General features: G+C 46.6%; 11 protein-coding genes. 9 read left to right on the top strand and 2 right to left on the bottom strand.

Annotated features, from left to right (window positions below; all coding sequences use genetic code 11):
• Window positions 1-61 precede the first annotated feature (61 nt).
• Both AAE02nite_RS17980 and AAE02nite_RS17975 read left to right on the top strand, forming a co-directional pair.
• Window positions 62-2,422 carry a TonB-dependent receptor gene (locus AAE02nite_RS17980; RefSeq protein ID WP_146900874.1) on the top strand — a complete coding sequence of 787 codons (2,361 nt, stop codon included), beginning with the start codon at window positions 62-64 and terminating at the stop codon, window positions 2,420-2,422.
• Between the two features lie 196 nt (window positions 2,423-2,618).
• Complete coding sequence (locus AAE02nite_RS17975) at window positions 2,619-4,478, top strand: pyruvate kinase (RefSeq protein WP_146900870.1); 1,860 nt, start codon at window positions 2,619-2,621, stop codon at window positions 4,476-4,478.
• 31 nt (window positions 4,479-4,509) lie between these two features.
• Here AAE02nite_RS17975 and AAE02nite_RS17970 read toward each other — a convergent pair whose 3' ends face one another.
• Window positions 4,510-5,445 carry an N-acetylmuramoyl-L-alanine amidase gene (locus AAE02nite_RS17970; RefSeq protein ID WP_146900867.1) on the bottom strand — a complete coding sequence of 312 codons (936 nt, stop codon included), beginning with the start codon at window positions 5,443-5,445 and terminating at the stop codon, window positions 4,510-4,512.
• Window positions 5,446-5,641: 196 nt separating this feature from the next.
• Here AAE02nite_RS17970 and AAE02nite_RS17965 point away from each other — a divergent pair, with 196 nt between their 5' ends.
• Window positions 5,642-5,935 (top strand): YciI family protein, encoded by a 294-nt coding sequence (locus AAE02nite_RS17965; RefSeq protein ID WP_146900864.1) that lies wholly within the window; start codon window positions 5,642-5,644, stop codon window positions 5,933-5,935.
• 13 nt (window positions 5,936-5,948) lie between these two features.
• Here the strand turns inward: AAE02nite_RS17965 and cfa are convergent, their stop codons facing one another.
• Window positions 5,949-7,070, bottom strand: a complete 1,122-nt coding sequence (gene cfa, locus AAE02nite_RS17960; protein ID WP_146900860.1) for a cyclopropane fatty acyl phospholipid synthase — start codon at window positions 7,068-7,070, stop codon at window positions 5,949-5,951.
• Window positions 7,071-7,733: 663 nt separating this feature from the next.
• Here cfa and AAE02nite_RS17955 point away from each other — a divergent pair.
• From AAE02nite_RS17955 to phoU, 6 genes are all read left to right on the top strand, one after another.
• Complete coding sequence (locus AAE02nite_RS17955; protein ID WP_146900857.1) at window positions 7,734-9,020, top strand: porin; 1,287 nt, start codon at window positions 7,734-7,736, stop codon at window positions 9,018-9,020.
• A gap of 36 nt (window positions 9,021-9,056) precedes the next feature.
• On the top strand, window positions 9,057-9,941 hold the full coding sequence (locus AAE02nite_RS17950; protein WP_146900854.1) for a phosphate ABC transporter substrate-binding protein: 885 nt from the start codon (window positions 9,057-9,059) through the stop codon (window positions 9,939-9,941).
• A gap of 25 nt (window positions 9,942-9,966) precedes the next feature.
• On the top strand, window positions 9,967-11,172 hold the full coding sequence (gene pstC / locus AAE02nite_RS17945) for a phosphate ABC transporter permease subunit PstC (protein ID WP_146900851.1): 1,206 nt from the start codon (window positions 9,967-9,969) through the stop codon (window positions 11,170-11,172).
• Window positions 11,173-11,176: 4 nt separating this feature from the next.
• The gene (pstA, locus tag AAE02nite_RS17940) at window positions 11,177-12,061 is read left to right on the top strand and encodes a phosphate ABC transporter permease PstA (RefSeq protein ID WP_146900848.1); all 885 of its coding nucleotides are present in this window, start codon (window positions 11,177-11,179) and stop codon (window positions 12,059-12,061) included.
• 51 nt (window positions 12,062-12,112) lie between these two features.
• Window positions 12,113-12,892: a phosphate ABC transporter ATP-binding protein PstB gene (gene pstB / locus AAE02nite_RS17935; protein ID WP_146900845.1), complete on the top strand. Its 780-nt coding sequence runs from the start codon at window positions 12,113-12,115 to the stop codon at window positions 12,890-12,892.
• A 101-nt stretch (window positions 12,893-12,993) separates the two neighbouring features.
• Window positions 12,994-13,707, top strand: a complete 714-nt coding sequence (gene phoU, locus AAE02nite_RS17930) for a phosphate signaling complex protein PhoU (protein WP_146900842.1) — start codon at window positions 12,994-12,996, stop codon at window positions 13,705-13,707.
• Window positions 13,708-13,820 lie beyond the last annotated feature (113 nt).

Here is a 13,820-nt window from a genome sequence, read left to right as displayed (position 1 = left end):
GCGTGTAGGGCTGTATAGGTCTTAGGTGTTTTATGATTGGGATTTCTTTAGTTTAAACGTTATGAAAAAATATATACTCTTAATTTGGTTGTGCGGACTTATTGGTATAGCCCATGCCCAGGTATTACAGGAGTTTTCGGGGGTTGTGCTGGATAATAATGGAACGGGTATTCCGGGGACTACTATTTATTTGCTGAACACCAACTTCGGGGCACCTTCCGATAACCAGGGCCGGTTCTCGATCCAAAATATTCCGTCCGGAGAGTATCAGGTGCGGTTTAGCGCGGTGGGTTATGCTACTACCACCCGAACCATTACCCTGCCAGGCAACAACACCGAATTGGTTATTCAGTTAGTTGCGGCCAATAAGCAACTGGAAGAAGTAACGGTAACTGCGCAGAAAAGAGAAGAAAATTTGCAGCGGGTACCCTTTAGTATTTCGGCGCTTTCGAGCCGGAAGGTGCAGGAATACCGCTTGTGGAACAGCCGCGATATTACCGCTATTGTGCCTAACTTATATTCCGCTGACCCGGGCGATAACCGGAATTTAACATCCATCCGGGGCATTACCACTACGTCTTACGACCCCGCCGTGGCCACGTATATTGACGGGGTAAACCAGTTTGGCCTGGATACTTATATAGCGGAATTGCTGGATATAGAACGCATTGAAGTGCTACGCGGGCCCCAGGGCACCCTGTATGGCCGCAATGCCATGGGCGGCGTAATCAATATTATTACCAAACAGCCTACGAACCAAACCAGTGGTTTTGCCGAAATTAATTTAGGCAACTACGGCCAACAGCGCTACAGTGCCGGCATCCGCACGCCGCTGGTTAAAAATAAATTATTCTTGGGCGCCTCGGGCTTGTTCCGGAAACAAACCGGATTTTATACCAACCTGTTTAACAATTCCGACTTTGACCAACAGCACGTTAGCATGGGTAATTATTACCTGAAGTATCTGGCCAACGACCGGCTGAACCTTACTCTAAACGTAAAACACAGCGCGAATCGCAACGAAGGCACTTTCCCGGTAGTTTCCAGCCCCGAAGAAGCATTTGCCAACCCGTTTGAGTTAAACCAGAATTCGGTGGGCAAAATGATTGATAATACTACTAACAGTTCTTTGTCGGTAAATTATGCCGGCCGGGCTTTTAATTTTTCTTCCCAAACGGCTTATCAGGCTAATTACCGTTATTATAACCAACCCATCGACGGCGATTTTTCGCCGATTGATGCCGTTTCGATTGTGAATAATTATGGCTCCGATTGGAACAAGGTGCGGGTAGGAACCCAGGAATTCCGGTTTACTTCGCCGGCCAGTACCCAACCGGCTTTTAACTGGATTGCCAGCGCTTACGGTTTTTATAACGATAACCCGGTAAAACAAGGCACCCATTTTGGAGCAGATGCCAAATTGGTAGGCGCACCTTTCCCGAATTTTACCAGCATTAATATTAACAATGGGCAAAGTTACGGAGGAGCTTTGTACGGGCAGATCACTTACCAGCTTCTGCCCAAACTAGACTTGACCGCCGGCTTGCGCTACGATTACGAACGCCGCAAACAAAGCATCCGCGGCGAATTTCAGCCGGACGGGGAAGCAGCCATTGTATCCCTGCCCGATACGGCATCCAAAGCTAGTTTTAAAGCATTCTCGCCCAAAGCTAGTTTGTCGTATCACCTGGCCGAAAGCAATACCATTTACTTTACGTACAGCCGGGGTTTCCGGGCGGGTGGCTTTACCCAATTATCATCCGACCCTTCGCAGCCGCCTTTGTACGCTTACAAACCCGAGTACAGCAATAATTTTGAGGTAGGGTTAAAAAATACTTTCCTGGAAAACCGGCTCCGGCTGAATATTACCGGTTTTTATACCAAGGTAACCGATGTGCAAATCCCAACCCTGGTTTTGCCCGAAGCCTTGGTTATTACCCGCAATGCCGGTAAATTAACCAGCAAAGGCGCCGAACTCGAACTGACTGCTACGCCCGTAAATGGCTTAGAACTAGCTTACAACTTAGGCTATACGAATGCCAAATACACCGACTTAGTGCTGGCGCAGAACGGCGAGCAGGTAACCTTAAACGGTAGCCGGCAAATATTTACTCCCGATATCACCTCGATGCTGGCCGCCCAATACGGTTATGAGTTGGGTAGTTCGCAAAAGATTAGGCTTATTGCCCGGGGCGAATGGCGTTATTTGGGTAACCAGTATTTTGATTTGGCCAACCAGCTAAAACAAGAAGCTTACAGCGTATTTAATGCGCGGCTGGGGCTGGCAGCGCGGCGCGCTGAGGTCTTTGTTTGGGGCCGTAACCTGGGCGATAAAAGATACCTGGATTATGCCTATAATTTTGGAGCCGCCCGTTTAGGTAACCCGCGCACGTACGGCGTTTCGGTTAGGGTAAATTTTTAATTAAGTATCGCGCCAAATTTGCTTAGTTCTAAAGAAATAAACTATGCGTACGGCTTTAAGTATAAGCTACTATTAGAAGTGGTTTATTAATTGAAATATGATTGGGTGGCCGGCAGCAGAAATAGCAACATAAATTTCTTTCGGCCGGTAGCCTGCCTAATTTGTTAACCAAGCCGGAGGGAGATTCCGGAGAGCTATGCAAAAAAATATAGAACAGCTTCAGGAAATTGTTGCCCAACTGGATGCACTGGAAAATGGAGCGCGGCAATTAGAAGAAAAACTAATGCCGCAGGTAAACCAGGTGCAGCCTGCTTTTAAGGATAGTACCATTAATTTGCTGCATTACCTGGCGCTGCGCCACCACGATATCCGGGGCTTGCAGGAGCAGTTGGCACGTTTGGGTTTATCATCGCTGGGCCGGTCCGAAGGTCATGTGCTGGCTAACTTGCAGGCAGTTCGCGAACAGCTTTGTTGCGCTCTCCAACAGGAAGCGCCGGCCGATAACAAGCCAAAAATCTCTTTCGACGATAGTGCAGCCCTGCTTAAAAAACACACGGAGGATTTGCTGGGCCCAACTGTGGCAGATCGTAATTCGCGCATCATGGTTACTTTCTCGACGGAGTTAGCAACGGATTACGATTTGGTACGGCAAATGATGGCCGCCGGTATGAATTGTGCCCGCATCAACTGCGCCCACGACTATAAATCAGTTTGGGTAAAAATGGTACAAAATATCCGCCTGGCCGAACAGGAACTGGGGCTAAGTTGTAAAGTATTGTTTGACCTGATGGGTCCTAAACTGCGCACCGGCCCTTTACGTCCCGGCCCCAAACTGGTGGAAGTGCATCCGTACCGCGATGAACTGGGGCAGGTAATAGCGCCCGCTAAGGTGTGGCTGGCTGCCCCCGGCGTAACGCCACCATTCAAGGTAGATGCCATTTTACCTTTAGCGGCTGATTGGGTAAACCAGTTAGGAGAGGGCGATCAGCTGCAGTTTAAAGATACCCGCCAGCGCAAACGGACTTTGTACGTAGCCAGCCGGGAAGCCGGTGGGGTAGTGGCGCATTTGTTTAAAACCTCTTACATCTCTACCGGTACCCGCCTGAAACTGAAGAACCGGCAGGTACCGAACCTGACGGCTGAAGTAGAGGAATTGCCCGAACTGGAAGTGCCGTTGCTGTTGAAAAAAGACGATTTGCTGGTCATCCGGAAAGAGCTGGTGCCTGGCGAGCCGGCCCAGCTAAACGAGGAAGGCCAGGTGGCCCAGCCGGCTTTTATTTCCTGCACCTTACCCGAGGTTTTTACGCAGGTAAAAGTAGGCCAGCCCATTTTGTTCGACGACGGTAAAATAGAAGCCGAAATAGCAGAGGTTAATAAAAATTCGCTGCTGGTTAAAATTACTTCGGCCGGCAACAACGGTAGCACCCTGCGCGCCGACAAAGGCATTAATCTGCCCGACAGCAACCTAGGCCTGAATAAACTCACTGATAAAGACCGGCAGGATTTAGCTTTTGTAGTGAAATACGCCGATATTATTAACCTTTCCTTTGCGAATCACCCGGACATGGTAGAGGCCCTGCAGGAAGAATTGCGGAAACTCCGGGCCGGGCACGTAGCCATTATGCTGAAGATTGAGACAAAGGAAGGCTTCCGGAATTTGCCACACCTGCTGCTAACGGTAATGCGCTCTTACCCCGCCGGTATTATGATTGCCCGTGGCGATTTGGCCGTAGAATGCGGCTGGCAACGATTGGCCGAAGTACAGGAAGAAATATTATGGCTCTGCGAGGCGGCGCATTTGCCGGTGGTGTGGGCTACCCAGGTACTGGAAAGTCTGGCCAAGAAAGGCCGCCCGTCGCGCGCCGAAATTACCGATGCGGCCATGGCCCAGCGCGCCGACTGCGTAATGCTGAACAAAGGGCCTTATATTTTAGAAGCCATCCGGATGCTGGACGGAATATTACAGCGGATGCAGGAACACCAATATAAAAAAGTATCGATGCTGCGTAGTTTACAGGTTTCCGAAATAGGGCATTTTTACGAGGAAAATAGCTGATCAAGCCAAAATAATGATGGCCTGGAATGCCTTATAAATATTTCCGGTACAGGTTATAAAGCACCTTCTTATCGTTCTCTGTAAGAAAGCTATTTACTTCTTTCTGAATAAAATGCAGTTTAAAGGCCCGGATGGCGGCACTTAAATTTTTTACATCGTAGCCAATAATCCGTAAAGCCTCCTGGGGGTTAAAATTAGCTGGTACGGTATTTTTGAGGGTGGTACTGTCTATGGCCTGGGTGCTGTCGGGGGATAATAAATTCAGGTTGGCTATTATGTTCAGACTGGTGGTACTGTCGGTAGTGAGGGTATCGGCCAGGATGCTTTCGTCGTACCAATAGCCGTAGCCTCTTTCGGCCAGCGCTTTCCACGGGAAAGTAGGATTGGGGTCGTCTTTGCGGGCCGGCGCAATATCGGAGTGTCCAATAAAATTGGCGGTGGGTATGTTGTAGTTTTTTTTCAGTTGGGCGAGTACTTGCAGCAAACTGTTTATCTGAGGTTCTGCAAAAGGCTCCAGCCCATTGTTATCCAGCTCAATCCCAATCGAGGAAGAATTTATATCGGTATTATTGCCCCAACGCGCTGCCCCGCCGTGCCAGGCCCGTAAATAATCGTTGAGCATGTGGTAAATTTTACCGTCGCGGCCAATCACATAATGCGCACTTACCTGGGTTTGGAGCCGGGTGAAGGTTTTGAGGGTTTGAGCCGTAGAGTCCTGCGCCGTATGATGAATAATAACGTAGTTTGGTTTGCGCAGATTAAAATTGGTGGTGCCTACCCAATACGCGCCCATAAGTAAACTATCAGCGCCAGGGGTTATAACCGGGGCCTGCCGGATGGTACGGGCGTAGGCCTTTGCCTGCTTTTTGTACGACCGGTTGGTTACGGCATAAGGGTTGGTGGTGCAGGCCGCCAGGCCAGCGACAAACGTTAAAAAGAAAAACAGCCGGGTAACAATATTTTGCATGTAAAGCAGGTTAATTATTTTCCGCCGCCAATTTACAAATTAAGAATTTTGCTTTTTATTCTGTTTTAGGCTTTTAGCTAAAGAATAAATAGTAAGGCGCTAACGCAATGCTTATTTTTAGCAAAAGCCTTTATATTGTTACTTAATTATTCAATCAATATTAAAAGTAAAACAACTTCCAAAACAGATAAACCACATGCTAAAGCAATATTTTATTACCGCCTATGATTTTACCGACCCGGAAGCGCTTAACCGGCGGATGGCGGCCCGACCAGCGCACTTGGAAGGTGCCCGCAAGTTAAAACAAAGCGGCAATTTTATAATCGGGGGCGCAATTCTAAGCCCGGAAGGTAAAATGATTGGTTCCTCTTTGTTAATGCAATTCGCCACCGAAGCAGAATTACAGCAATGGCTAGACGCAGAGCCTTATATAACCGGTAAGGTTTGGGATAAAGTAGAAATCAAGCCGTTCCGGGTAGCGGATATTTAAACTTAAATATTATTTACCGCACGGATTCGTAGCCGCCCATTAAACCTTTTTTGGAAAGTACTATTTGCCAGAGTTGATTATTACGAGCACGGAAAGAGCCGGCCGTTGACAACAAATAATATTTCCATAATCTGTAAAATAGATCGCCGTATTCAGGCTGTAATAGCTCCCAGTTCTGGTCAAAATTACGAAACATAGCTAGGAGCGTATAATCGTAATGCGCTCCGAAGTTATGAAGATCTTCCAGCACGAATATGTTTTCCATAGCACCGCCCAGTTGTTTTAATGAGGGTAGTAAGGAATTTGGGAAAAGATACTTGTTGGTGAAGGGGTCGGCGGAGGTACGGGAGTAGGCCATACCCATGGTGTGCAGCAAAAAAAGTCCATCAGGTTTCAGGCAGCGGGCAGCGGTTTGCATATACGTTCGGTAGTTGCGGTAACCCACGTGTTCAGCCATACCAACCGATACTACATGATCAAATTGTCCCTGTACGTCGCGGTAATCTTGCAGCCGGATTTCCACGGGCAGGCCTTGGCACAACTCGCGGGCCAGTTTTACTTGTTCGTGAGCTACTGTTATTCCTACTACTTCCGCCCCGTAGCGTTCGGCGGCAAATTTAGCAAAACTGCCCCAACCACAACCAATATCTAAAACTCGCTGGCCAGGTTGCAGATAAATTTTACGACAAATTAGATCCAGCTTGTTTTCCTGGGCTTGGTCCAGATTGTTCGCATTTTTCCAATACCCACAACTATAGGCCATGCGTTTGTCCAACATAAGCTGATACAGTTTATTGCCAATGTCGTAGTGAATTTGGGCATTGCGTGCAGCCTTGCCTTTTACCTGGTGGTTCATTACCTTGGCCAGCAACGCCTCCAACCAGCCCCGCCAGGTCAAACGGGCTACTTTATATAAATCAGCCCGCAGGGCGCGGCAGACAAACTCGTCTATTTGCTCGCAGTCCCACCATCCGTCCATATAAGATTCACCCAGGCCCAAAGTGCCTTGGGTAATTACCCTTTTATAAAACTGCTGATTATGTATTTGCAAATCCCAGGGGTTAGAGCCATTAATATGTATATCGGCCCTGGCCAGAATAGCAGCAACATCTCTTTGTAAACTTTTAGTGTCCATCACTTACCAGTTTAATATTTATGAGAATTGAAAATAATATTATGGAGCGCTGGCTTATTGCGCCGGAAAAAGATGAAAACTTATAAATTAGGCTAAATAAGTAATAGGTCAGTATTTTTAATAGCTACGCCTTGATCCGGCCTTATTACCAGCTGGATTATTTCACAATCGAATATTTAAATATATTAAAAATTTAGGAATGTTTTAAATTTTAGACAGATCGGTATTGGCTTAAATTAGTCTTTGAGCAATAATTTAATTCTAATTCATTCAGCCTCCACGCTGGTTAAAATTGTTTCAGTTGATTGGGCGGAATAAGCCGCGATTTCATACCAGCTAGATTTAAATCAATTCAGGAGAGCTGGCTTTTATTTGGCTTAATAATTAATAATCAGCAATTTGCTTTTTGCTGGTTTGTTGCCCTGAATAACTAAGTTTTACAACTCTGTCAATGGTAAGAACTTTAGTCAGGTTATTGAATAATATTTAAAACTTAACAATATCTTAATATTCGCCTCATTTATGTAAGACGGGAAGCTGTAATTTTGTACCGGACATTTTATCGGGAGTGACTACCCGGTAAAAGTTAAATCTCCTGGGTAGAGAAATTAATTAATGCCCTGGAGGTTCTTAATATTTTTTTCACGCTTCAAACCTTGGTTTATGTTCTCACCCATAAACAAAAGTTTAACGACTTTTTATTTTAAAATAAATTTTATTCTATTCTTAGTTCTAAGTATACCGGCCGCTAAGGCTCAGATAACGCGACCGGCTGCCCAGGATACGGTACCCTCCAGCATCAGGCCGGTGGATGATACCAAGGGAGATGCGCCCGCTAAAAGTAAATGGTACGATAAAATTGGCCTGCGGGGGTACGTGCAGGTGCGCTATAACCGCCTTCTGGAAACCAACCCACTGCTCCAATCCGGGCACGATAAATCGGTGGGCGAACACGGCGGTTTTTTAATCCGGCGGGCACGGCTGGTTTTTAGCGGCGACGTGCACGAACGGGTATATATTTATATCCAGCCTGATTTTGCCTCTACGCCCGGTGGCAGTTCTTCCTTACATTTTGGGCAGTTACGAGATGCTTATGTAGATTTATCGCTGGATAAACAAAAAGAGTACCGGTTGCGGATAGGCCAAAGCAAATTGCCTTACGGGTTCGAGAACTTGCAATCGAGCCAGAACCGCTTAACCCTGGACCGGCACGATGCCCTGAACAGTGGGGTGCCCAACGAAAGGGATTTAGGTGTATTTTTTTACTGGGCCCCCGCCAAAATCCGGGAACGGTTTAGTTACTTAACCAGCAGTGGTTTAAAAGGCAGCGGCGATTACGGTGTTTTTGGTTTGGGTATTTATAACGGTCAGGCCGTTAATAATCCGGAGGCAAATAATAACCAGCACGTAGTAGCCCGTTTATCTTATCCGTTGGCCCTGAAGAACGGTCAGATAATAGAACCCGGCATCCAGGCTTATTCTGGTATCTACACCGTTACCAAAGACCAGCTAAGCAGCAGTAATTTGGTGGGGGGCAATTTTACCGATCGGCGGGTAGCCGCGAGTTTGGTGGTGTATCCGCAGCCTTTTGGTTTCCAGACCGAATACAATATAGGCGAAGGTCCGGAGTTTGATCCGGTTACCCGTACCATCCGGGTCAAAAATTTGAAAGGGGGGTATGCGCAAGCCATGTACATGCTTAAACTAAAAAGCCATACCCTGATTCCGTTTGTAAAAGCTCAGTATTACGAAGGTGGAAAAAAAGTAGAATTGGATGCCCGCTACAGTAAAACCTACGAAACTGAAATAGGAGTAGAGTGGCAGCCGCTCCAGGCTTTTGAGCTGGTAGCGCAGTATACCATTTCGGACCGTACTACCCGCGATGGCCGGGATTTAGATAATCACCAGTTTGGCAATTTATTAAGACTACAGGCGCAGTTTAATTTTTGATGATTTTTACCGCCTATTTAAACCGCTCAGATTAATATGAAAATAACAAAGGAAAGATTATTCAGAAAACACGCCGCCGGCTTATTGCTGATAACCTCTCTTTTGGGAGCTTGCGGTCGTGGTGATACGAATAATACCGCCGGAAATAATCCCGACGATATTACAATTACCATTAAAGGCAGTGATACCGTATTGCCGTTAACCCAGCAGGAAGCGGAAAATTACATGCAGAAAAATGCCGGAGCGGCCATTACCGTGGTAGGAGGCGGAACCGGGGTCGGCATTTCGGCTTTGCAGGAAGGTACCACCGATATAGCCATGGCTTCGCGGGCGCTTAAAACCGGTGAAAGATTAAAGCTGAAAGGCGCGAAGAAAAACGTAAAAGAAGCTTTAATTGCTTATGACGCCCTCTCGGTGGTGGTACATCCGGAAAATAAAGTGAACCAGCTTACCCGCGAGCAATTAGAGCAGATTTTTACCGGCAAAATTAAAAACTGGAAAGAAGTAGGCGGTAACGATGAAGTAATTGTGGCTTATTCGCGCGAAACCAGTTCCGGCACTTACGAATTTTTTAAAGAAGAAGTATTAGATAAAAAGAACTATGCGCCCGGTATTCTCATGATGTCGGCTACTGGTTCTATTGTGCAGTCGGTGAGCCAGACCAGAGGCGCTATTGGGTACATTGGGCTGGCTTACGAAACAGAAGATGTAAAGGCCTTATCAGTGTCTTACGACCAGGGCAAAACCTTTGTAGCGCCGAGCGTTGAAGCCGCTAAAAACAAATCGTACCCGATTTCCCGGCCTCTATTCTATTTTTACGATGCTTCCGTCGAAAGCAGGGTCAAGCCTTTTATAAATTACGTGCTATCACCGGAAGGGCAAAAAATTGTGCAGGATACCGGGTACGTACCTTTAAGTTAATCAGGTTATTAAATAAACTACTCTTGTGAAAAGGTACTTCCATAATTTTGGCGAGCGGTTAATAGTTGGGTTACTAACCCTAAGCGGTACAGTTACCAGTTTAACAGTGCTGCTCATCGTTTTCTATCTGTTTAAAGAAGGGCTTGGTATTTTCAGTATGTCGCCGGTAGAAGAGGGTACTGCTATTGCGGTTAACAAGCAAAACCCGGTAAAGGAACTTTCGGCCAGTCAGTTAAAAGAAATTTCGGATCAGAATATAACTAACTGGCAGCAAGTAGGTGGCCCCAATGCGCCCATCAAACTCTTCCGGATAGATGATATTACCGAATATTATTCCGAAGAAGAATTAGGCGCCGATTTCGAATTTGTACCCCAGCGCATTAACGAGATCGTAACCAAAAACCCTAATATTCTGGCTTTCTTTCCGGAGGAGTTTCTGGCCAAAGATTTTCCGGGGCGGCAGATTTTTTTAGATAATATTTCGGTGGCCGATTTCCTGGGTGGGCGTGAATGGTACCCGACCATTACGCCGGCGGTGCGCATGGGCGTACTGCCCTTAATTTTAGGTACGCTGTGGGTAAGTTTCGGGGCGATATTGCTGGCTTTGCCCTTGGGTTTAGCCACTGCCGTTTACATGGCCGAAATTGCCGATAGCCGGGTCCGTAATATTCTGAAGCCCGTTATAGAATTGCTGGCTGGTATTCCGTCGGTGGTTTATGGCTTTTTCGGGTTGGTGGTAGTGGTGCCGCTTATTCAGGATATTTTTGGGTTGCCCGTTGGCGAAACCGCACTGGCCGGGAGTATTATTTTAGGTATTATGGCCTTGCCCACCATTATTTCGGTTTCGGAAGATGCCATGCGTACCACGCCCCGCGCTATGAAAGAAGCTAGTTTGGCTTTAGGGGCCAGCAAGTGGCAAACCATTTACAAAGTGGTTATTCCGTATTCCATTTCGGGTATTTCTACGGCGGCTATTCTGGGAATCGGGCGGGCCATCGGCGAAACCATGGCGGTGCTGATGGTAACCGGTAATGCCTCGGTCATACCAGATTCCTTTTTAGAGCCGGTGCGCACCATTCCGGCTACGATTGCCGCCGAACTGGGCGAAGCGCCGCAAGGAGGCATACACTACAAAGCGTTATTTGCGCTGGGCTGCATTTTATTCCTGCTAACTTTAATCATCAACGTTACCGTCGACTTAGTGTCGGCTAAAAAAAGAGAGAACCGCTAAAATTATGAGCTTTCACGACGGTAAATCCAGCAATCAATCTAAGCGACTGGCGCAAAGTGCGGCTTTCACCATATTCCGGGGACTCAGTTTTTCGGTCGTTGCTATCTTATTTATTATTCTGGCCTTTATAATTATCCGGGGTGTTTCGGTAATTAGTTGGGAGTTTCTGACGGAAATGCCCCGCAACGGCATGACCGCCGGCGGTATATTCCCGGCAATTGTGGGCACTTTCTGGCTGGTAGTAGGCAGTATGCTATTTGCTTTTCCGATAGGAGTTATGTCGGGTATTTACATGAACGAATACCTGAAAGATGGCTGGTTAAAGCGTTTTATTAAACTCATGACCAACAACCTGGCCGGGGTGCCGTCTATTGTATTTGGTTTGTTTGGGATGGCGCTGTTTGTGAACCGGTTTGGCTTCGGCGATTCTATTCTGGCGGGTTCGCTTACGCTGGGCTTACTGGCCTTGCCGGTAGTTATTCGTACCACCGAAGAATCTTTAAAAGCCATCGACGATTCTTTCCGGATTGGCAGCTTGGCCTTAGGCGCCAGCAAATGGCAAACTACCAGCCGGGTGGTGCTGCCCATGGCTTTCCCGAATATTATTACAGGCTTAATCTTATCGATCGGTCGGGTTTCCGGCGAAACGGCTCCTATATTATTTACGGTGGCCGCTTACTTTCTGCCCCGGCTTCCGGATAGCATATTCGACCAGGTAATGGCTTTGCCTTACCACTTGTATGTAATTTCAACCAGCGGCACCGACATTGAAGCCTCCCGGAAAATGGCCTATGGCACCGCCTTTATTTTAATTTTAATAATTCTGGTGGTTAATTTATTAGCCAACTGGCTCCGGAAATATTTTGCCAAAAGAGTAAAAATGCATTAATCCAGACCAGCTTTGTGTAAAAGCTGGCCGCTTTAAAAGGTACTTACCCCCATGTATCATACAGATTCCAAAGAAAAAGAGTACAGCATCCAGACGAAAGACGTCCATCTGTATTACGGCGATTTTCACGCGCTGAAGGGCATTAGCGTGGCTATGCGTAAAAATCAGGTAACCGCATTTATCGGGCCTTCGGGCTGCGGCAAATCTACTTTTCTGCGTTGCTTTAACCGGATGAACGACTTAATAGATAACGCGCGGATTGAAGGAGATATATTGGTTGACGGTGTTGATATCTACAAAACCAATATTCACGTAGATGATTTACGCAAGCACGTCGGCATGGTGTTTCAGAAACCCAACCCGTTCCCGAAATCTATTTTCGAAAACGTTGCTTATGGTTTGCGGGTAAACGGCACCCAAAATAAAAACTTTATTCAGGAGCGCGTAGAGCGTTCGTTGCAGCAGGCTGCCCTTTGGGATGAAGTAAAAGACAAGCTTAAAAAATCGGCTTTCGAGCTTTCCGGCGGCCAGCAGCAACGCCTGTGCATTGCCCGCGCACTGGCCATTGAGCCCTCGGTGTTATTAATGGACGAGCCCGCTTCGGCTCTGGATCCTATTTCGACGGCCAAAATAGAAGAGCTGATTTACGGGTTAAAGAAAGATTACACGATTGTAATTGTAACGCATAATATGCAGCAGGCCGGCCGTGTAAGCGACCACACGGCATTTTTTTTCCTGGGCGAGCTGGTGGAATTTGCTAAAACCAAAACCTTATTTACCAGCCCCAGAGACCAGCGCACCCAAAATTACATTACCGGCCGCTTTGGTTAAGCCTTTCTGCCTATTTTTAACCATCAATAACCGGTAAAATTAGTAGCTTTAAAAATAACTGGCTTTACAGCCAGTTGAGTTTCAGCAACAGATTATTCCTTATGAACCAATTAGAAAAGGAGTTACTCCAGATAAAAGAAAAAGTACACGAAATGTGGGACCTGGTTACTTTTCAGGTAAACGGGGGCAAAGTAGCATTGGTGAATGCCGATAAAGAATTGGCCCGGAAGATTATGAAAAGAGGCAAGAAAGTGAACATCTACGATATTAAAATCGATAGGATGTGCGAGAACTTGTTTGCCTTGTTTAACCCGGTAGCGGTGGATTTGCGCTGGATATTGGCCATCCTAAAAATTAACGCTAACCTGGAGCGGATCGGCGATACGGCCGAAGGGATTGCCCGCCTGGTAAAAGAAGCAGATAACCCATTTGAAGCCGAATTGTTACAAACCACCCAGGTACTGGAAATGTACGATGCCGCGGAAGCGATGCTGGTAGATGCGCGTCAGGCGCTGGCAGAAGAAGATACCGAACTAGCCAAAGCCCTGATAAAAAGAGACAAAATACTGGATAAAATTAACAGTAAAGCCGATAAAGCCTTGGTTAGCTACATACAGGCCCACCCCGAAGATATTGCCCAAGCTTTAAAGATTGCTAATATTATCCGCAAACTGGAGCGCATCGGCGACCAGATTACTAATATTGCCGAAGAGGTGGTTTTTTATGTGGATGCCAAAGTAGTGAAGCACCGGCAAAAAAATAAAAGAGACAAGAACAGAAGTAAGGATAAAGACAACGATACTAGTGAAGAATAGCCTGGATAAACCCAACATAAAAAAGCCGTAGCCATTCTAGCTACGGCTTTTTTATGTTTTCCAGATTTGCTAAAGGGTTAAACATAATGGGGTTTAAATGTAGTAATCTTAAA

This window comes from Adhaeribacter aerolatus (genome assembly GCF_007991635.1).
Lineage (GTDB): Bacteria > Bacteroidota > Bacteroidia > Cytophagales > Hymenobacteraceae > Adhaeribacter > Adhaeribacter aerolatus.
The sequence above is the reverse complement of the archived record's forward strand: the minus strand, read 5'-3'. Positions and strand labels throughout refer to the sequence as shown.